Annotated in this window: 12 protein-coding genes, 3 rRNA genes and 1 other annotated feature; of the genes, 2 read left to right on the top strand and 13 right to left on the bottom strand. The window is 39.4% G+C overall.

The window, feature by feature from the left end; genetic code table 11:
- Positions 1-49: 49 nt before the first annotated feature.
- The gene (gene radA / locus BLT48_RS08965) at positions 50-1420 is read right to left on the bottom strand and encodes a DNA repair protein RadA (protein WP_035020930.1); all 1371 of its coding nucleotides are present in this window, start codon (positions 1418-1420) and stop codon (positions 50-52) included.
- A gap of 218 nt (positions 1421-1638) precedes the next feature.
- Positions 1639-2178 (bottom strand): dCTP deaminase/dUTPase family protein, encoded by a 540-nt coding sequence (locus tag BLT48_RS08970; RefSeq protein WP_035020932.1) that lies wholly within the window; start codon positions 2176-2178, stop codon positions 1639-1641.
- Between the two features lie 228 nt (positions 2179-2406).
- On the opposite strand from BLT48_RS08970, the gene BLT48_RS08975 reads away from it, so the two are divergent.
- Together BLT48_RS08975 and BLT48_RS13900 are read left to right on the top strand one after the other, a co-directional pair.
- A complete protein-coding gene (locus BLT48_RS08975; protein WP_035020934.1) occupies positions 2407-3513 on the top strand; it encodes an ABC transporter ATP-binding protein in 1107 nt (368 codons plus the stop codon).
- A gap of 124 nt (positions 3514-3637) precedes the next feature.
- The gene (locus tag BLT48_RS13900; protein ID WP_176944108.1) at positions 3638-3814 is read left to right on the top strand and encodes a hypothetical protein; all 177 of its coding nucleotides are present in this window, start codon (positions 3638-3640) and stop codon (positions 3812-3814) included.
- 311 nt (positions 3815-4125) lie between these two features.
- Here the strand turns inward: BLT48_RS13900 and rrf are convergent.
- From rrf to ychF, 11 genes are all read right to left on the bottom strand, one after another.
- Positions 4126-4241: ribosomal RNA gene (gene rrf / locus BLT48_RS08980) — 5S ribosomal RNA — on the bottom strand.
- A gap of 90 nt (positions 4242-4331) precedes the next feature.
- Positions 4332-7252 (bottom strand): 23S ribosomal RNA (locus tag BLT48_RS08985).
- A 236-nt stretch (positions 7253-7488) separates the two neighbouring features.
- Positions 7489-9050 (bottom strand): 16S ribosomal RNA (locus BLT48_RS08990).
- The 16S, 23S and 5S rRNA genes sit together here, the layout of an rRNA operon.
- A gap of 520 nt (positions 9051-9570) precedes the next feature.
- Positions 9571-10107 carry a peptide-methionine (S)-S-oxide reductase MsrA gene (gene msrA, locus BLT48_RS08995; protein ID WP_035020935.1) on the bottom strand — a complete coding sequence of 179 codons (537 nt, stop codon included), beginning with the start codon at positions 10105-10107 and terminating at the stop codon, positions 9571-9573.
- A gap of 82 nt (positions 10108-10189) precedes the next feature.
- Positions 10190-11473, bottom strand: coding sequence for a serine--tRNA ligase (gene serS / locus BLT48_RS09000; protein ID WP_089977359.1), 1284 nt, complete (start codon positions 11471-11473; stop codon positions 10190-10192).
- Between the two features lie 66 nt (positions 11474-11539).
- Positions 11540-11778: a binding site (T-box leader), on the bottom strand.
- Between the two features lie 117 nt (positions 11779-11895).
- Entirely contained in the window at positions 11896-13215 is a 1320-nt protein-coding gene (locus tag BLT48_RS09005; protein WP_089977362.1) for a serine hydrolase, read from the bottom strand.
- A 185-nt stretch (positions 13216-13400) separates the two neighbouring features.
- Positions 13401-14540, bottom strand: a complete 1140-nt coding sequence (locus BLT48_RS09010) for a sensor histidine kinase (RefSeq protein WP_089977365.1) — start codon at positions 14538-14540, stop codon at positions 13401-13403.
- Positions 14541-14581: 41 nt separating this feature from the next.
- On the bottom strand, positions 14582-15271 hold the full coding sequence (croR, locus tag BLT48_RS09015; RefSeq protein WP_089977369.1) for a response regulator transcription factor CroR: 690 nt from the start codon (positions 15269-15271) through the stop codon (positions 14582-14584).
- Between the two features lie 131 nt (positions 15272-15402).
- Positions 15403-16884 carry an IMP dehydrogenase gene (gene guaB, locus BLT48_RS09020; protein WP_035020944.1) on the bottom strand — a complete coding sequence of 494 codons (1482 nt, stop codon included), beginning with the start codon at positions 16882-16884 and terminating at the stop codon, positions 15403-15405.
- A 241-nt stretch (positions 16885-17125) separates the two neighbouring features.
- Positions 17126-17809, bottom strand: a complete 684-nt coding sequence (locus tag BLT48_RS09025; protein ID WP_035020945.1) for a DUF1129 domain-containing protein — start codon at positions 17807-17809, stop codon at positions 17126-17128.
- A gap of 48 nt (positions 17810-17857) precedes the next feature.
- Positions 17858-18958, bottom strand: coding sequence for a redox-regulated ATPase YchF (gene ychF / locus BLT48_RS09030; RefSeq protein WP_035020947.1), 1101 nt, complete (start codon positions 18956-18958; stop codon positions 17858-17860).
- Positions 18959-18994: the final 36 nt, after the last annotated feature.

Below are 18994 nucleotides of genomic sequence, written 5' to 3' on the forward strand. Positions count from 1 at the left end.
TAGAAAAAAACAGGAACGTGCCATTTTATTTTTTTTGCTTATTTTGTACTTAAGAAAAAGCTTTCTTTATAGCTTCAGCTAACGTCATAACACCGATAACCTCTATATTTTCAGGGAAAGTCCAACCACCAATATTATTTTTGGGAATCATGATTCGTTTAAACCCTAATTTAGCAGCTTCATTGACCCGCTGTTCAATCCGGCTGACTCGTCTGATTTCTCCAGTCAACCCAATTTCGCCAATAAAACAATCGGTTTCTTTTGTTTCTTTTTCTTGATAACTGGATGCCACACTAATGGCAATAGCTAAGTCGATTGCTGGTTCATCCAATTTAACGCCGCCTGCTGATTTTAAATAGGCATCTTGGTTTTGCAGCATCAGCCCTGCTCTCTTCTCTAGAACAGCCATAATTAAAGACACACGATTGTAATCTAACCCACTAGCTGTCCGCCGAGCATTACCAAAAGCAGTCGGTGTGATCAACGATTGAATTTCAGCTAAAATGGGACGTGAACCTTCCATTGAAGCCACTACCGCAGAACCTGTCGCTCCAGATAAGCGTTCTTCAAGAAACATTTCCGAAGGATTCAGTACTTCTACCAATCCGCCTTCACGCATTTCGAAAATCCCAATTTCATTCGTTGAGCCAAATCGATTTTTAACCGCTCTTAAAATACGGAAAGTCTGATGTCTTTCTCCTTCAAAATACAACACCGTGTCTACCATGTGCTCCAACATCCGTGGACCAGCAATAGACCCTTCTTTTGTAACATGACCTACAATAAAGATAGCAATATTATTTGTTTTTGCAATTTTCAATAAATCAGCTGTACTTTCTCTGACTTGAGAAACGCTTCCTATTGCTCCGTTAATATCGGATTGGTTCATGGTTTGAATAGAATCAATAATAACATAATCAGGCTTTAAGTCCTCAATTGTTTGTCTTATTGCACCCATATCCGTTTCAGGGTAAATATAAAAATCTGCTCCCTTTACACCTAAACGGTTCGCACGCATTTTAATTTGGCTCGAACTTTCCTCACCACTTACATATAATACTTTTCCGCCTGCTAAATTCAACTGTGCTGAAACTTGCAGTAAAAGTGTTGATTTTCCAATACCAGGATCTCCACCAATCAAAACCAATGAGCCTGGTACTACTCCGCCTCCTAAAACGCGATTTAGTTCTTTTAGCTTTGTTTTCACTCTAGGAACTTTAGATACTGTGATGTCTTGAATGGCTTCAGCTTTAGCGGTTTTGCCAGTCATACTGACACGACTTCTACGATCATTTTTATCCGCTACTACTTCTTCTTCCATTTGATTCCAACTACTACAGTTTGGACAACGTCCCATCCACTTTGGCGATTCATACCCACATGCTTGGCAGACAAATTTAGTAATTTTCTTTTTTGCCACTTGTTCAGCCTCACCTTCTGAGTTTTAAAAAACGATTTATTTTATTTTAACATAAATGCCATTAGAATAGGCATTGAAACAGATAAAAGGCAGATTAATTCAAGCATTCTTCAACAGAAATTCATAGTCTTACTTTACCTGCTTATGTCTATTCATAAATCAATTCAATATTTTAACCATTCAGTAAATTATATCATTCTTCTCTTCAAATGATTCTATTATCTGCCCGAAGAACCAAAACCACCTGAACGAACTTTTCCATTTGCTTTATCCGCATCTGCTTTTAAGAATGACATAAATATACCTTGGCCGATTCGATCTCCTTTTTTTATTACATGATCAGTTAATCCATAATGAATAAACTGAAAATAAATGTGCCCCTCATTATTTTCATTATTGTAATAATCCGCATCAATAATGCCGACTCCGTTTGGCAAAATCAATTGATGTTTAATTGGGTTACTTGAACGATTAGCCAATTGTAGATATTCATCTTCTCCCATGTAAGCTTTGATACCGGTTGGGACTAATGTTGATTTTAAATATTTTTTGTCTTCTTCTATAAATATTAAATCTGTTTTCTTTTGTTTTATTACCCGGGCAATGCTTTTCACTATCACTTTCCAAATAGAAGGCACTACTGTATCCTCTGCTGCTTCAAAATCATAGCCTGCTGCATGATTTGTTGCTCTTATTGGTAAATGAATTTCTTTTGATTTATAAGCTGCTATTACTTCAAATCCACGTTTCTTTTCCATACTTTTAAATTTCCTCATTTCCTATCCTATTCGGTAACTGCTTAATTATAACAAAAAAACCGCCAACTAGCGATTCTCTCTATTCTGTTGCTTCGTGATCCCTCTATGGGCAATCTGCACAAATAACACTTAGTTGTTTTGTGCAGATTCCCCTTTCGAAAAGATAACGTTTACATTATGATTACATTATAAGAAATCAGCTTTTAATAGAGAGGAAATGTGACTAGAATGGTAGAAATCGCACTTAAAAATATTAATAAAAAATACGAGAATAACGAAAATTATTCAGTAACAAACTTTGACTTAAATATAAAGGATCGTGAGTTCATTGTATTTGTTGGACCATCAGGATGTGGAAAGTCAACTACTTTACGTATGGTTGCCGGATTGGAAGATATCTCAGAAGGAGAATTATATATTGGAGATAAACTAGTTAATGATGTTGCTCCTAAAGATCGTGATATCGCAATGGTTTTCCAAAACTATGCTTTATATCCTCATATGACAGTATATGATAATATGGCTTTTGGTTTAAAATTACGTAAATACAAGAAAGAGGAAATCAAACAACGTGTTGAAGAAGCTGCTGAAATTTTAGGATTAACAGATTTCTTGCAACGTAAACCTGCCGCATTATCTGGTGGACAACGTCAACGTGTTGCTTTAGGACGTGCAATCGTTCGTGATGCTAAAGTATTTTTAATGGACGAGCCTCTATCAAATTTAGATGCTAAATTACGTGTAGCGATGAGAGCTGAGATTGCAAAATTACACCGTCGCTTAAACACAACTACGATTTATGTAACACATGATCAAACAGAAGCAATGACAATGGCAGATCGTATCGTTATCATGAAAGACGGATTCGTTCAACAAATCGGAACACCTAAAGAAGTTTATAATACACCAGTTAACGTTTTCGTCGCAGGATTTATCGGATCTCCAGCAATGAATTTCTTCGATGTCACTTTAACAAACAATATTATCTCTAATGGTCAAGGGTTATCTATCACACTTGACGAAAGAAATGCAAAAAATCTTGCAGCTAAAGGTTATGAAGGCAAAAAACTTGTTTTTGGTATTCGTCCTGAAGACATTCACAGTGAACAAATTGTTTTAGATGCTAATCCAAATAGTATCGTTCATGCTGAAGTTGTCGTGTCTGAATTACTTGGAGCAGAAACAATGCTTTATACTAAAGTTGATGGTACAGAATTTATTTCAAAAGTTGATGCTAGAGACTTCCATAATCCTGGAGAATTTATTGATCTATCATTTAATTTAAATAAAGCACATTTCTTTGATGCTGATACTCAAAATGTCATTAACTACTAATAAATAGCACCACACTCCTAAAGTTAGTGTGAAAAAAACTAACTTTAGGAGTGTATTTTTATGGTTAAATATAATACATAATCTATTCCTTATCATTTTCCACTAAGAAAGGAGTTACAGTTACATGAAATTTTTAAGTGGCGTTATAGCTATTTGTTGTGCTTTGTGGCTTCATGTTTATCTATATGGATTAGAACAATCCTCTTCTGTAGGCTTCAATAATGTTTTTAACTTTTATGCCTTTTGTTTGTTTTCACTAGGAATCGTTTCTATCTATTTATCGTATAAAGAGAAAGAATAGCTTTTTTCTCCAATTGTATTTTTCAAATTGTTTCACGTGACACAATTTGTTGAGGACTATAATTTTTAGTTTGATAGATGAAGCAAACTACTCACCAGTTTTTAGAGGAATAGATTTGCTTGTAGCCTTGTATAAAATTCAATGAAAATCAAAAACTGTTAACGTTTCAACAATTATGATTTCTTTGAATACTGTAAATTTCCAGAAGGTGATTTTTTGAAGCAGCCATATCATTTATCATACAACCGTAAAGCATTAAAAAAATTCCAACTAAAAAAGACACCATCCGAGGATGATGTCTTTTTTTATGTGCGTGGCAACGTCCTACTCTCACAAAGGGAAACCCTTCACTACCATCGGCGCTAAGAAGCTTAACTTCTGTGTTCGGCATGGGAACAGGTGTGACCTTCTTGCCTTCATCACCACACAATGTCAATCGAAAGTCCGTTGGACTCTCAAAACTGGATAAAGTCTAAAGTGTGTTTCGTTTGCTTACCTTTGTACACCGGGTATTGCTTTGGTTAAGTCCTCGACCGATTAGTATTGGTCCGCTCCGTATATCGCTATACTTCCACTTCCAACCTATCTACCTGATCATCTCTCAGGGGTCTTACTCACTTACGTGATGGGAAATCTCATCTTGAGGGGGGCTTCACGCTTAGATGCTTTCAGCGTTTATCCCGTCCACACATAGCTACCCAGCAATGCCCTTGGCAGAACAACTGGTACACCAGAGGTGTGTCCATCCCGGTCCTCTCGTACTAAGGACAGCTCCTCTCAAATTTCCTACGCCCGCGACGGATAGGGACCGAACTGTCTCACGACGTTCTGAACCCAGCTCGCGTACCGCTTTAATGGGCGAACAGCCCAACCCTTGGGACCGACTACAGCCCCAGGATGCGATGAGCCGACATCGAGGTGCCAAACCTCCCCGTCGATGTGGACTCTTGGGGGAGATAAGCCTGTTATCCCCAGGGTAGCTTTTATCCGTTGAGCGATGGCCCTTCCATGCGGAACCACCGGATCACTAAGCCCGACTTTCGTCCCTGCTCGACTTGTAGGTCTCGCAGTCAAGCTCCCTTATGCCTTTACACTCTGCGAATGATTTCCAACCATTCTGAGGGAACCTTTGGGCGCCTCCGTTACACTTTAGGAGGCGACCGCCCCAGTCAAACTGCCCGTCAGACACTGTCTCCCAGCCCGATAAGGGCTGTGGGTTAGAGTGGTCATACAGCAAGGGTAGTATCCCACCAACGCCTCCACCAAGACTGGCGTCCTGGCTTCAATGGCTCCTACCTATCCTGTACAAGCTGTACAAACACTCAATATCAAACTGCAGTAAAGCTCCATGGGGTCTTTCCGTCCTGTCGCGGGTAACCTGCATCTTCACAGGTACTATAATTTCACCGAGTCTCTCGTTGAGACAGTGCCCAGATCGTTACGCCTTTCGTGCGGGTCGGAACTTACCCGACAAGGAATTTCGCTACCTTAGGACCGTTATAGTTACGGCCGCCGTTTACTGGGGCTTCAATTCTGAGCTTCGCCCGAGAGCTAACCCATCCTCTTAACCTTCCAGCACCGGGCAGGCGTCAGCCCCTATACGTCATCTTACGATTTTGCAGAGACCTGTGTTTTTGATAAACAGTCGCCTGGGCCTATTCACTGCGGCTGACCAATTGGTCAGCACCCCTTCTCCCGAAGTTACGGGGTCATTTTGCCGAGTTCCTTAACGAGAGTTCTCTCGCACACCTTAGGATTCTCTCCTCGACTACCTGTGTCGGTTTGCGGTACGGGCAGTTGGTTTCTAACTAGAAGCTTTTCTTGACAGTGTGACATCGGGAACTTCGGTACTTAATTTCCCTCCCCATCACAACTTGTTCTTATAGAAGCAAGCATTTGACTCACTTCAAAACTTGTTGCTTGGACGCGCATATCCAACAGCGCGTATTCCTTAGCCTACTGTGTCCCTCCATTGTTCAAACAAAACCAACTGGTACAGGAATCTCAACCTGTTGTCCATCGTCTACGCCATTCGGCCTCGACTTAGGTCCCGACTAACCCTGGGAGGACGAGCCTTCCCCAGGAAACCTTAGTCATTCGGTGGACGGGATTCTCACCCGTCTTTCGCTACTCATACCGGCATTCTCACTTCTAAGCGCTCCACTAGTCCTCACGATCTAGCTTCAACGCCCTTAGAACGCTCTCCTACCATAGAACCATTGGTTCTATCCACAGCTTCGGTGTTATGTTTAGCCCCGGTAAATTTTCGGCGCAGGGTCACTCGACTAGTGAGCTATTACGCACTCTTTAAATGATGGCTGCTTCTGAGCCAACATCCTAGTTGTCTAAGCAACTCCACATCCTTTTCCACTTAACATAAACTTTGGGACCTTAGCTGGTGGTCTGGGCTGTTTCCCTTTCGACTACGGATCTTATCACTCGCAGTCTGACTCCCGGATATAAATCAATGGCATTCGGAGTTTATCTGAATTCGGTAACCCGAGAAGGGCCCCTAGTCCAAACAGTTGCTCTACCTCCATGATTCTAATTCCGAGGCTAGCCCTAAAGCTATTTCGGAGAGAACCAGCTATCTCCAAGTTCGATTGGAATTTCTCCGCTACCCACACCTCATCCCCGCATTTTTCAACATACGTGGGTTCGGTCCTCCAGTGCGTATTACCGCACCTTCAACCTGGACATGGGTAGATCACTTGGTTTCGGGTCTACGACCACATACTCATTCGCCCTATTCAGACTCGCTTTCGCTGCGGCTCCGTCTCATCAACTTAACCTCGCATGGGATCGTAACTCGCCGGTTCATTCTACAAAAGGCACGCTATCACCCATTAACGGGCTTTAACTATTTGTAGGCACACGGTTTCAGGGGCTATTTCACTCCTCTTCCGAGGTTCTTTTCACCTTTCCCTCACGGTACTGGTTCACTATCGGTCACTAGGGAGTATTTAGCCTTGGGAGATGGTCCTCCCGGATTCCGACGGAATTTCTCGTGTTCCGCCGTACTCAGGATACTGATCAGAGTGAAATTGGTTTCGATTACAGGGCTTTTACCTTCTTCGGCAGACCTTTCCAGGTCGCTTCTTCTACCAACTTCATTTATGACTCTATGTGTTCAGTCCTACAACCCCAGAAAGCAAGCTTTCTGGTTTGGGCTATTCCCGTTTCGCTCGCCGCTACTCAGGGAATCGATTTTTCTTTCTCTTCCTGCAGGTACTTAGATGTTTCAGTTCTCTGCGTCTACCTCTACTGACCTATGTATTCAGTCAGCAGTAACATCCTATCAAAGATGCTGGGTTCCCCCATTCGGAAATCTTTGGATCAAAGCTCACTTACAGCTCCCCAAAGCATATCGGCGTTAGTCCCGTCCTTCATCGGCTCCTAGTGCCAAGGCATTCACCGTGCGCCCTTATTAACTTAACCTATGGTTAACAGTTAATTTTTAAACCTCATCTTTCGATGAGAACCTTAAAAAAACTCATTTTTAAAACTTTTCGGTGTGTTTCTGGTTTGTTACTTGAATTACACTTTTTAACTTTATCCAGTTTTCAAAGAACAACGTCTTGCCGCAACCAAAGTTGCGTTTTTTTGAGAAGATTAGACCTCTCAAAACTAAACAAAGTAAAGACGAATGTGTGGGTTTCCGTTAAATTCCTTAGAAAGGAGGTGATCCAGCCGCACCTTCCGATACGGCTACCTTGTTACGACTTCACCCCAATTATCTGTCCCACCTTAGGCGGCTGGCTCCCAAAAGGGTTACCTCACCGACTTCGGGTGTTACAAACTCTCGTGGTGTGACGGGCGGTGTGTACAAGACCCGGGAACGTATTCACCGCGGCGTGCTGATCCGCGATTACTAGCGATTCCGGCTTCATGTAGGCGAGTTGCAGCCTACAATCCGAACTGAGAATGGCTTTAAGAGATTAGCTTGGCCTCGCGACCTTGCGACTCGTTGTACCATCCATTGTAGCACGTGTGTAGCCCAGGTCATAAGGGGCATGATGATTTGACGTCATCCCCACCTTCCTCCGGTTTATCACCGGCAGTCTCACTAGAGTGCCCAACTGAATGCTGGCAACTAATAATAGGGGTTGCGCTCGTTGCGGGACTTAACCCAACATCTCACGACACGAGCTGACGACAACCATGCACCACCTGTCACTTTGTCCCCGAAGGGAAAGCTCTATCTCTAGAGTGGTCAAAGGATGTCAAGACCTGGTAAGGTTCTTCGCGTTGCTTCGAATTAAACCACATGCTCCACCGCTTGTGCGGGTCCCCGTCAATTCCTTTGAGTTTCAACCTTGCGGTCGTACTCCCCAGGCGGAGTGCTTAATGCGTTAGCTGCAGCACTGAAGGGCGGAAACCCTCCAACACTTAGCACTCATCGTTTACGGCGTGGACTACCAGGGTATCTAATCCTGTTTGCTCCCCACGCTTTCGAGCCTCAGCGTCAGTTACAGACCAGAGAGTCGCCTTCGCCACTGGTGTTCCTCCACATATCTACGCATTTCACCGCTACACGTGGAATTCCACTCTCCTCTTCTGCACTCAAGTTCTCCAGTTTCCAATGACCCTCCCCGGTTGAGCCGGGGGCTTTCACATCAGACTTAAAGAACCGCCTGCGCTCGCTTTACGCCCAATAAATCCGGACAACGCTTGCCACCTACGTATTACCGCGGCTGCTGGCACGTAGTTAGCCGTGGCTTTCTGGTTAGATACCGTCAGGGGATGAGCAGTTACTCTCATCCTTGTTCTTCTCTAACAACAGAGTTTTACGATCCGAAAACCTTCTTCACTCACGCGGCATTGCTCCGTCAGACTTTCGTCCATTGCGGAAGATTCCCTACTGCTGCCTCCCGTAGGAGTCTGGGCCGTGTCTCAGTCCCAGTGTGGCCGATCACCCTCTCAGGTCGGCTACGTATCATCGCCTTGGTGAGCCATTACCTCACCAACTAGCTAATACGCCGCGGGTCCATCCATAAGCGGTAGCCGAAGCCACCTTTTTTCCATTCGCCAGGAGGCGATTAGAAGTATGCGGTATTAGCATCCGTTTCCGAATGTTATCCCCCTCTTATGGGCAGGTTACCCACGTGTTACTCACCCGTCCGCCACTCTTTGACTTCGGTGGGTGCAAGCACCCGGTGAAATCAAAGCGTTCGACTTGCATGTATTAGGCATGCCGCCAGCGTTCGTCCTGAGCCAGGATCAAACTCTCATATAAAATGATGCTTGAAGCTCATATTGATTGCTAGCGAATAATTATTCACTATTTTTGTTACTGTTGACTCAGCACTGCTGAGTCACCCTCACATTTGGTTCGTCTTACTTTGTTTAGTTTTCAAAGGTCTAAAGTGTGTTGTTTTGTTTGTGACAACTTATAAATATTATCATATATATTGCTAACTGTCAACAACTTTTTTGTTTTTTTATTTCGCTGTGTTGGTTTATTTCAACCTGTCTCAGCGACGTATTTAAATATAACAAGGTTTTAGCGTTTCGTCAATCATTTTTGACAAATAAAATAAACTAATTTTCAAAACTGAACATTATTTTGGAAATTAGTTCAAAACAGATTCATATAACGAAAAAAGACGAACTTTTATTCTCGTTTTTCACATTTAGTTAGATTTCATATATACAGTATAGTGTTTTTTTATGAATAAAATTTTGTGTTTATTTTTCTTACTGCAAAAAAAGCTTTTCCATTATTGCTAATGAAAAAACTCTTTTCTTTTTAAAAACTATTGATTGACCCAATTTGATTCAATAAAGTCTGCTCTTCCTGATCCTTGTCTGTATCTTGAATAATGCGCTGCATTCTTTTTGTAAAACCCTTGATGGTATGTTTCTGCCGGATAAAAAGGTTCAGCAGGTTGAATTTCAGTTACAATCGGCTGCTTAAAGCGACCACTATTTTGCAATGCTTCTTTAGAAGCTTCTGCTAATTGTCTTTGCTCTTCATTATGATAGAAAATAACAGGACGGTAAGATGATCCTCTATCGGCAAATTGTCCACCTGCATCAGTTGGATCGGTTTGCTGCCAATAGATTTCCACTAGATCTTGGTAGCTAAATTTTTCAGGATCAAATGTGATCTGAACCGCTTCTGTATGACCAGTAGTTTCACTACATACTTCTTCATAAGTTGGGTTAACCGTGTGACCACCTGTATAACCTGAAACAACTGATTCGATACCTGGTTGGGTTTCAAACGGTTTTACCATGCACCAAAAACACCCACCTGCAAATGTTGCTTTTTCAAATTTTTGTTCACTCACTATCGATTCCCCCTTTTGTTCTTAATGATTAGAGTATAGCACTCAACCTTATTGGTTTACATTATTTTGAATTGCCCTATTCTTAATCTGCTTTACGAATTTCAGTTACGCCACCCATATACGGAACCAATACATCAGGTATCTTAACTGATCCATCTGCTTGTTGGTAGTTTTCTAAAATAGCCGCTATCGTTCGGCCAACTGCTAATCCTGAACCATTTAATGTGTGGACGTATTCTAATTTACCTGTTTCTTCATTACGGTAACGTATCTTTGCTCGTCTAGCTTGAAATGCTTCTGTATTTGAGCAAGAGCTGATCTCACGGTACGTTTCTTGCGCAGGAATCCATACTTCTAAGTCATAGGTTTTTGCAGCAGAAAATCCCATGTCTCCAGTACATAATGCTAATACACGATAAGGAAGATTTAACTTTTGCAATACCGCTTCAGCATTGTTCGTCATCTTTTCTAATTCATTATAAGAAGTTTCCGGCTTACTAAATTTCACCATTTCAACTTTGTTAAATTGGTGTAGGCGTATCAATCCACGAGTGTCTCTTCCTGCACTACCTACTTCTGATCTAAATGAAGGACTTAATGCAGTAAAGTATACTGGAAGTTGCTCTTCTTTTAAAATTTCATTGCGGTAATAGTTCGTCAATGGAACTTCTGCTGTTGGTATCAGCGTTAAATCGGTTCCCTCAATTTGGAATACATCTTCTTTAAATTTCGGGAACTGGCCTGTACCAAACATTGAATCGCTATTCACTAAATAAGGTGTCATCATTTCTGTATAACCATGTTCACCGGTATGCAAGTCTAACATAAAATTGTATACTGCTCGTTCTAATCTAGCACCTAATCCTTTATAGTAGACAAAACGACTTCCAGAAACTTTTGCTCCTCGTTCAAAGTCCAAAATATTTAACTCTTCAGCAACTTCCCAATGTGCTTTTGCTTCAAATGTTACTTCTACAGGCGTCCCCCATTTGCGGACTTCAACGTTGTCTGCTTCATCTGCCCCTACTGGCACAGAATCATGCGGTAAATTTGGCAATCCAGTAGCAATTGTTTCTATTTTTTCATCAATTGCTGCTAATTGTTCATCTAAATCTTTTATTTTTTCTCCAACTTCACGCATTTCTTTTATTTTTTCATCTGCATTCTCTTTGTTGCGTTTTAGTGTTGCAATTGCACCAGATACTTCATTACGGTAACTTTTTAATTCTTCTGTTGTCACAATCAAAGAACGTCTTTCACTATCTAAAGTAATGAATTCTTCTAATAGCTCGTGTTTAACCCCACGTTCTTCTAACTTTTTAGCCGTTGCATCAAAATCTAATCTTAATTGTTTAATATCTAACATCTTAATCTTCCTTTCTTCTTGTAATTCCTAATCGATTGTACAAAAAAAGCCATTCCGATCCATTATTCATGGGACGAAATGGCTTCAACGTTCGCGGTACCACCCAAATTTAGAAGATTGCCTATGAATCCTCTACTCTTTTCAATCAGATAACGGTCTGGATCCGAAACAATTTTATCAAAAAAAGCTGAGTTCATTGTTTACTTCATGCGATGGATTCAAAAGATTAAACCATCAGTTTTCACCAACCACTGACTCTCTTTGTGTATTCAGTCTATTTTACTAATTCGCATTACTAACGTTCGTGTTCATTCAGTTGCTTACATTCTACCCAATCCCTTTACTTAAGTCAATAAAAAAAAGACTGGAAAATTCCCCCAGCCTTTTGCTATAAAAGTAATTAAATTTATAATTAACGCACTTTAGAATAAGTCACTAATAAAAGCTTTCACCCAGCGACCTGTTAAAACAAATACATTAGATTTTTCAACAGTTGAAGCAGCTACAACGGTAACTTCTTCTCCTGTATTTCCATTAACGTATCCTAACTCATCGCCTTCACTGATGACTTGCGCAGTTCCTACTTCTGTTCCCTTTTTGATTGGTGCAGTTAAGTTACCCGCTTCATTTAATAAATCTTTTTTGACTTGGACAGTTGCGTTTGTCTTTTCGCTATCCGCACTTGTTGGAATCAATAAGGACACATCCGATTGAACGGCTACATTCAAAGTATCCTTTTTACCTTTATCAACGGCTAAAGGCTCTACATCTTCTAACGTTTGACCTTCTTTAAAGACAGGAACCATATCCCAATTTTCAAATGCCCAATCCATTATTTTGTCTGTTTCAGCAAATCGTTTGCTCAAATCTTCTTGTCCATTCGTTGCGTTCATTACGATTGTAACAACACGCATACCTTCTTCTTCAGCTGTACCTGTCATTGAAGCTCCAGCGAAGTCAGTTGTCCCCGTTTTTAATCCATCAACATTTTCACGCTCATAAATTAATCCTGGCAACATCCAGTTAAAGTTTTGCATTGAAATTTCATCTGACGTACCTTCTCTGAATTTCTTTTCACTAATACTAGAAGTCTTTAACACTTCAGGAAAATCTAACAGTAGACGTTGAGCTACAATCGACATTTCTCTTGCAGTCATTGAATTTTCACTCTCGTCAGTGCTACCTGGATAAATGTTACCCTTCAAATCAGAATTAGATAAACCAGTTGTATTGTACAATTCATAATTCGTAATACCCCATGATTCAACTTTTTCATGCATCATATCAACAAATGACTTTTCATCTCCAGCAATATGTTCAGCCAATGCAATCGTTGCTCCATTTGCTGAATAAATTGCCATTGCTTGGTAAAGTTCTTCTACTGAGTATGTATCGTCTATTCGTAAAGGAACATTTGATAATTCATAATTTTGGCTAATGTTATGAGCGTACTCACTAATGTTAACTTGATCATCCCATGCCAAGTCGCCATTTTTAATGGTTTCCAACAAAATATATTCTGTAATCATCTTAGTCATTGAAGCAATGCCTAGTTTTTCATCGCCGTTTTGATTTAACAACACTTTTCCAGTTGTTGGTTCAATAGCAAACGCTGCTGCTGCCTCTATAGCAGGTTGTTCTATTGTTGCTGCCGATACAGTTGTGCTAGCAATTAATGGAGAAAAAGTTCCCAACAATAGCATTGTGACAAATAAGGTACTAATTTTAGTTAATTTCTTCATGATTTTTATTGTCTCCTCAGTCCGTTTGATTTTCTATTTAAGTATGTGTTAAATGATATTCTGTCTTAAATGACTACATGCGTTTTCTATGTTAGCGAAATAAACAAAAAAAAACAACCCTCTTTTGTCTAAAACTAATATAAGACTGTTGTTTTTAAAAGGTTTTAGCTAAAATCCCTTTAAATTTAGTCGTTATTTTTTTCAGCTAATTGTTTTAGTGGCAAGTGCATAACAAAGCGGGTTAATGTTCTATCAGAAGAGGCATAAATATATCCTCCATGAAGGGCTACAATACTTTGTGCAATTGCCAACCCTAAACCGGTGCCTCCTGTTTCTTGTGACCGAGACTCTTCCACACGGTAAAAACGATCAAATAATTGATCCAAGGATTTTTGCGGAATAGGCTGTCCATCATTATTTACTGAAATGATCGCTTCTTTTCCAGTTTTTTGGACTTCTATAAACACTTTTTTACCACCTTTTCCGTACTTCAACGCATTTGAAATTAAATTATTGAACACACGAACTAACTTTTCAGTATCAGCTTCCATTTGGACACTCTCATATGAAGTAACCACTTCGATTACCATATTCTTTTTTTCTGCTTCCAATTCAAAATCTGCTACCAACTGCTCTAATAGTTGAACCATATCAAATTCAGATAGATTTAAAGGCGTAGTAGTTTGACGCACTTTTGTGTACTCAAATAAGTCTTCTACAAGAACTTTCATTTGTTTCGCTTTCGTGTAGGCCGTATGAGTATATTTCAATAGTTCTTCTTCATTTTGATAACGCCTTTCTTCAATCAAACCTAAATAGCCTATGATAGAAGTTAAGGGTGTCCGAATGTCATGACTGACATTTGTGATCAGTTCATCTTTGGACTGTTCTATCTGGCGTTCATCTTCCATTGCTTGTACTGTGCTATCGACCAAAACATGTATGCTTTCTACTACTTTTTCCATATCTCCGCCAAAATCTGTTGTGATACGGTGCTCGTAATGACCTTCTGCGATATAGTGCAGCTCACTTATGATATGGTTCAACTGCATTTGTTTATAACGCCTTTTTAAACGCCAATAAATCGTTCCTGTTGCTACTATTGTTAGAAAAATAATAAAAAACGGCGTAAGAGAAATAATTTGATTTCCGCGAACACTAATAATGGCATCACTAAAGAACCAGAACCCTCTAATAATTTCAGGAGAATCAACAAGCATGCGGTTAAAAATAAGAAAAGCTGCATAATACAAAATCAAGATCAATCCAATAGTAATAAATCCTTCAACAATCAACTTACTTTTTTCTTTCCTTGTTAGTTTCAAGTAACTAGTCAACTCCCGTGTTTCATTCTTCTCAAATGGTATTACCGCTCACCAATTTTATACCCTACTCCCCAAACCGTTTGAATCACTTTTTCTCCGCCAGTTGCTTCTTCAATCTTATCTCTTAAATGACTGACATGAACCATGACCGTTTTAGCCGAAACGAGACTTTCTTGTTGCCATACACGTTCAAATATTTCATCTGCACTAAAGACGCGATTTGGATGGCTGGCTAATAAGTATAAAATCCCAAATTCTAAAGCTGTTAACTGAATAAATTCTCCATTGATTGTTCGAACTTCATGCGATTCTTTTTCAATTAACAATGGACCAACCTCAAGTTTATTTTGTTCTTGCGAGTTAGTCATATACTGACTTCTACGCAATAACGATTTGATTCTAGCCATCACTTCTAAAGGATTAAAAGGTTTAGCTACATAATCATCCGCTCCGGTTACTAAGCCTTTGATCTTATCAATATCCGTTGTTTTAGCACTAAGCATAAGAATTGGCACTTGCATCTCTTTGCGGACTTCTTTTACAACTTGATTTCCATCCATGTTAGGCATCATTACATCTAGTACCATTAAATCTATATTTTTAATTGTTTTGATTTTTGTTAAGGCTTCTTTTCCGTTATAAGCTTTTTCTACTTCGTATCCTTCATTTTGGATATAAATACTTAACAGCTCTACAATCTCTTTATCGTCATCGACTACTAAAATTTTCATATAATATCCCTCATTTAGATATATTTTTCCGATTTTACTTATCATATCAGAAAATACTAAAGAATTTATTAAAAGAAGACCAATAAAGTTCTGAATCGAACTTTATTGGTCTTCTTTAGTTAACAGTCTATTTATTGAACAGAGTAATTTGGAGCTTCGTTTGTAATTTGTACATCATGAGGGTGAGATTCGCGTAAACCGGCTCCACTCATTTGAATAAATTGTGTTTCTTCGCGTAATTGCTCTAAGTTTCCTGCTCCAACATATCCCATACCTGAACGTAATCCACCAAGCATTTGGAAAACAATATCAGAAACAGCTCCTTTATAAGCAACACGTCCCTCAATACCTTCTGGAACTAATTTGTTTGCTTCATTTACGCCACCTTGGAAATAACGATCGCTTGAACCTTTTTCCATAGCAGCTAAACTTCCCATACCACGATATGTTTTGAAGCGACGACCTTGGAAAATTTCAAATTCACCAGGAGATTCGTCTGTACCAGCAAGCATACTACCTAGCATAACAACATGTCCTCCAGCGGCTAATGCTTTTACAATATCTCCAGAATATTTAATTCCGCCATCTGCAATAATCGCACGTCCATATTCGCGAGCCACTGCTGCTGAATCATAGATAGCTGTAATTTGAGGAACACCAACTCCAGCTACCACACGTGTTGTACAAATTGATCCAGGACCAATTCCTACTTTAACGACATCCACACCTGCTTCATATAGCGCACGGGTCGCTTCACCTGTTGCTACATTCCCTGCGATTAAGGTAGCTTCTGGGAACTCTTCACGAATTTCTTCAATTTTACGAATAACTCCTGCACTATGACCATGAGCTGTATCAATAACAATTGCATCAGCACCAGAATCAATTAACGCGTGTGCACGTTCAAACGTGTCACTTGTTACGCCGACTGCTGCTGCAACAAGTAAACGACCATGAGAATCTTTTGCAGCATTTGGAAATTCAAGAATTTTTTCGATGTCTTTAATGGTTATTAAACCACTAAGACGCCCATTTTGATCAACAATTGGCAATTTTTCAATTTTATGCTGTTGCAAAATTTGCTCAGCTTCTTTCAAAGACGTTCCTGTCGGTGCAGTAACTAGGTTCTCTTTTGTCATTACTTCATCAATTTGAATAGAGTAATCTGCTACAAAACGCAAGTCACGGTTTGTTAAAATCCCTACTAGAATACGTTCATCCATAGTATTTACGATTGGCACACCACTAATGCGGTAGCGGCTCATTAGTTTTTCTGCTTCTGAAACGGAATGGGTGGGGGTTAAAAAGAAAGGATCCAAGATAACGCCGCTCTCAGAACGTTTTACTTTTCTGACTTCATCTGCTTGCTGTTGGATGGTCATATTTTTATGAATGACTCCTAAGCCGCCTTGACGAGCCATAGCAATCGCCATTCTTGAGTCTGTTACAGTATCCATACTCGCACTCATGATAGGCACGTTCAATTTAATATTTTTAGCTAGTTGAACACTTAAATCCACATCATTTGGTAAAACGTGACTTTCAGCAGGTACTAGCAATACATCATCAAAAGTGAATCCTTTTTTTGCAAATTTTGTTTCCCAATTAGACATTACAACCATCCGCTCCTTTTTCTCCACTTAATTTGTTCGATAATTTTATCTACAAAAATAACAGAGATAGCGGGCTTAGTCAAGAGTTGAATTCAAAATCATTGATTACTTCAGTCTTTCCTTCAAGCATATTAGCATATGAAGTGTTCTCGATGAAAAACGCATGAGAAAAAGCTCAAACCGCCTAAAATTGATTTAGACGATTTGAGCTTTTAAATGCTTTCCAATTTATAGGTTGATCCTAAAATAATCCGCCGCGAATATTTAATTTGCGTTTTGCAAAGTATTTAGCCACAAAAGCAAGTGCACCAATAATAATATTACTTATTGCATTTAAGGGGATATTCACAATTGGTGGAATAACCATCATCGATCCCGTCATGACAATCATTAAAGATAGCATCCCAACAGTAGAGACTAGGATATAGCGGAACATGCCGCCTTTTTTCGGGTTCTTTCTATCCGGCATATTTTTTGAAATCCATAGAATCACTAATCCACCGGCAATAAAGTTCAGTAACGTAGTAATCAATCCCAACGAAGAGCCTTCTACATTATTAAACAAGCCAGAAAGACCTGTGATAATAGAAAATAATCCACCTATCATCAATCCACCATCTAAAGCAATTTTCCAATTCTCAGAAGGTCCTTCTTGTTCTTTAGTCGGTTTTGCAACTATTTTGTCTGCACATTCAGTCACGGTCCCATATAATTGACGAGCCGTTTCTCCTGATCTTTGACGTTCAACTAAATTGTGAAGCATCTCGTTAACTAGTTCTTCTTTTTTAGTTTCAGGAACATTTCTTTCCACTAGAGCTTTATTCAAACTCATCATGTACTGTTCATTTTTTTTGGTTAATTTTTTAATTAATGTGCTGTTTTCTTCTTTTTTTGACAGAGTTGAATTTACTTGTACTTCTTCCATGAATCAATTGCCCCTTTCTAGGCCTTGCTCTTAGAAACTAACGGTTACTTATACATTAAATCTAAATAATAAAATATCTCCATCTTTAACAACATACTCTTTTCCTTCAGAACGCATACGACCTGCTTCTTTTGCTGCTTGTTCACTTTCATATTTATCGAAGTCTTCATAAGAGATTGTTTCTGCACGAATAAATCCGCGTTCAAAATCACTGTGAATAATTCCAGCCGTTTGAGGAGCTTTCATTCCTTTTTTAAAGGTCCATGCGCGAACTTCTTGAACACCTGCTGTAAAGTACGTTCCCAAACCTAAAAGATTATATGTTGAACGGATTAATTTGTCTAACCCTGATTCCTTGATTCCTAATTCTTCTAAGAATAATTCTTTTTCTTCGTCTTCAAGTTCAGCAATTTCTTCTTCAATTCTCGCACAAATTACAATAACTTCAGCCTTTTCTTCTTCAGCAAATTTACGGACTTGATTGACAAGCTCATCATTCTCAGTATCCGCTACTTGATCTTCAGAAACATTCGCTACATACAATACAGGCTTTGTTGTTAATAAAAATAAACTTCTAACGATTTTTTCTTCATCTTCATTAAATTCGATTGAACGAGCTGATTTACCTTCTTCTAAAACTGGTTTGATTTTATCCAAAACAGCTAACTCAGCTACAGCTTCTTTATCTTTTGTACGTGCAATTTTCGATACCCGAGTATAGCGTTTTTCAACTGACTCTAAATCAGCTAGAACTAATTCTAAATTGATGGTCTCAATATCTGAAATTGGATCAACTTTTCCTTCAACGTGAATAATATTGTCATCTTCAAAACAACGAACAACATGACAAATAGCATCTACTTGGCGAATGTTAGCTAAGAATTTATTTCCTAGTCCTTCCCCTTTACTTGCTCCTTTTACGATTCCGGCAATATCTGTAAACTCAAAAGTAGTAGGAATTGTTTTCTTTGGTGTAACCAATTCCGTCAAACGTGTTAAGCGGTAATCAGGAACTTCTACAACTCCCACGTTCGGGTCAATCGTTGCAAATGGATAGTTTGCAGCTTCCGCTCCGGCTTTTGTAATGGCGTTAAATAAGGTTGATTTACCTACGTTCGGTAAACCTACAATTCCAGCTGTTAATGGCATGTTTAAATTCACTCTTTCTTTTTTTAATAGTTTTTG

The organism is Carnobacterium viridans, assembly GCF_900102725.1.
GTDB classification, from domain to species: domain Bacteria; phylum Bacillota; class Bacilli; order Lactobacillales; family Carnobacteriaceae; genus Carnobacterium_B; species Carnobacterium_B viridans.

Bases quoted from the DNA above. Each gene is read 5' to 3' on its own strand.
- BLT48_RS08975 (WP_035020934.1), top strand. From the start codon at position 2,407: ATGGTAGAAATCGCACTTAAAAATATTAATAAAAAATACGAGAATAAC.
- BLT48_RS13900 (WP_176944108.1), top strand. From the start codon at position 3,638: ATGAAATTTTTAAGTGGCGTTATAGCTATTTGTTGTGCTTTGTGGCTT.
- croR (WP_089977369.1), bottom strand. From the start codon at position 15,271: ATGAAAATTTTAGTAGTCGATGACGATAAAGAGATTGTAGAGCTGTTA.
- BLT48_RS09025 (WP_035020945.1), bottom strand. From the start codon at position 17,809: ATGGAAGAAGTACAAGTAAATTCAACTCTGTCAAAAAAAGAAGAAAAC.
- guaB (WP_035020944.1), bottom strand. From the start codon at position 16,884: ATGTCTAATTGGGAAACAAAATTTGCAAAAAAAGGATTCACTTTTGAT.
- ychF (WP_035020947.1), bottom strand. From the start codon at position 18,958: ATGCCATTAACAGCTGGAATTGTAGGTTTACCGAACGTAGGTAAATCA.
- BLT48_RS09005 (WP_089977362.1), bottom strand. From the start codon at position 13,215: ATGAAGAAATTAACTAAAATTAGTACCTTATTTGTCACAATGCTATTG.
- BLT48_RS08970 (WP_035020932.1), bottom strand. From the start codon at position 2,178: ATGGAAAAGAAACGTGGATTTGAAGTAATAGCAGCTTATAAATCAAAA.
- serS (WP_089977359.1), bottom strand. From the start codon at position 11,473: ATGTTAGATATTAAACAATTAAGATTAGATTTTGATGCAACGGCTAAA.